At 72.2% G+C, this 1212-nt stretch carries 1 protein-coding gene; it reads right to left on the bottom strand.

Translation table 11 applies throughout. The features are described from left to right. Window positions 1–1140, bottom strand: a 1140-nt coding sequence (locus amrb99_RS49430) for a glycoside hydrolase family 55 protein (protein ID WP_241756679.1), incomplete at its 3' end; no start/stop codon positions are given. Window positions 1141–1212: the final 72 nt, after the last annotated feature.

Raw genomic sequence — 1212 nt, 5'->3', positions numbered from 1 at the left:
GACCCGGATCCCGGTGTGCGGCCGGTCCGGGCTCGTCGAGTGCGACCCGACACCGCGCGGCCACGCCGTCGTGCCCGAGCTGCCCGACGCGCCGACCGTGCAGCCCTCGACGACCACGTCCTGACAGACCGTGTCGTCGTACGGCCCGAACCCTCCGAAGGCATCGCTGCTCTTGGCGAGGTCGATCTGAATCGCCTCGCTGAAGGTTCTGCCGCCCGGGTCGAGGAAGCCGAGCGCGCGGACGTTGGTGATCCGCGCGGTCTTCGTGGAGTTGATCTCGATCGCGTGGTAACCGCAGACGTCCTTGATGAGGGTGTCGCGGATGGTGATGCCCTCGGCGTGCCCGACGCTGATGCACATCGCCGACGTCGGGTAGGCGGCGGCCTGGCAGTCCCACGTGCCGCCCTCGATCAGGATGTTCCCGTGCCCGGTGTAGCCGCCCAGGGTCTGGGACGCGTCGCCGTTCAGCAGGATCGTCCCGTTCCCGCCGCGCTTGATGACCGCGCCGGGCGCGAGCGTCAGCCGCGTGTTCCGGTAGATCCGCAGCGGCAGCGTCGCGACCTTGTACGTCCCCGGCGGGACGAACACCCAGCCGCCGCCCGCGTCGCGTGCGGCGTTCAGCGCGGCTTGGATCGCGCCGGCGTCGTTGGTCGTGCCGTCGCCGGTCGCGCCGTAGGCGGGCGCGGTGACGTCCAGGACCACGGACGCGAGAGCGGTCTCGACGTAGGTGGTCGAGGCGGCCGGGATGTCACCGACGAGGCGCAGCGTGCCGGTCATCGTTCCGCCGGACAGGTCGAGCTTGTCGTCGATCGCGTCGCCCAGGTCGGTCGCGGCGAGCAGGAACCGGGTCCCGCCGCCGCCGTCCGCCCACATGCGGGTGATCCCGGCCGGGCCCTGGAACGGCGGGATCGTCCCCACGGGCGTGGGGGACGGGTCGCCGCCCCCGGTGGGCTCGGCGATGCTCGTCACGGACGTGATCGGCTGGCCCTGCTCGTCGAGCAGGTCCTCGTACGACGTGCCGCCGACCTGCGCGGACCACATCACGAGCGTCTGCCCCGGGACGATGACCGCGAGCCCGCCGTCGCCCCGGGTCATCGTCCAGTCCGCCGCGCCGCCGCCGAACCACCTGCGGTCTACCATGTCGGGGGTCTCCTTATCCGAGGGGCCAGCGCATGGAGCACTGGACGGTGTGGTTGGCGGGGAGGTTCGCCG

It is taken from the genome of Actinomadura sp. RB99 (genome assembly GCF_014706005.1).
Classification (GTDB): domain Bacteria; phylum Actinomycetota; class Actinomycetes; order Streptosporangiales; family Streptosporangiaceae; genus Spirillospora.
The sequence above is the reverse complement of the archived record's forward strand: the minus strand, read 5'-3'. Positions and strand labels throughout refer to the sequence as shown.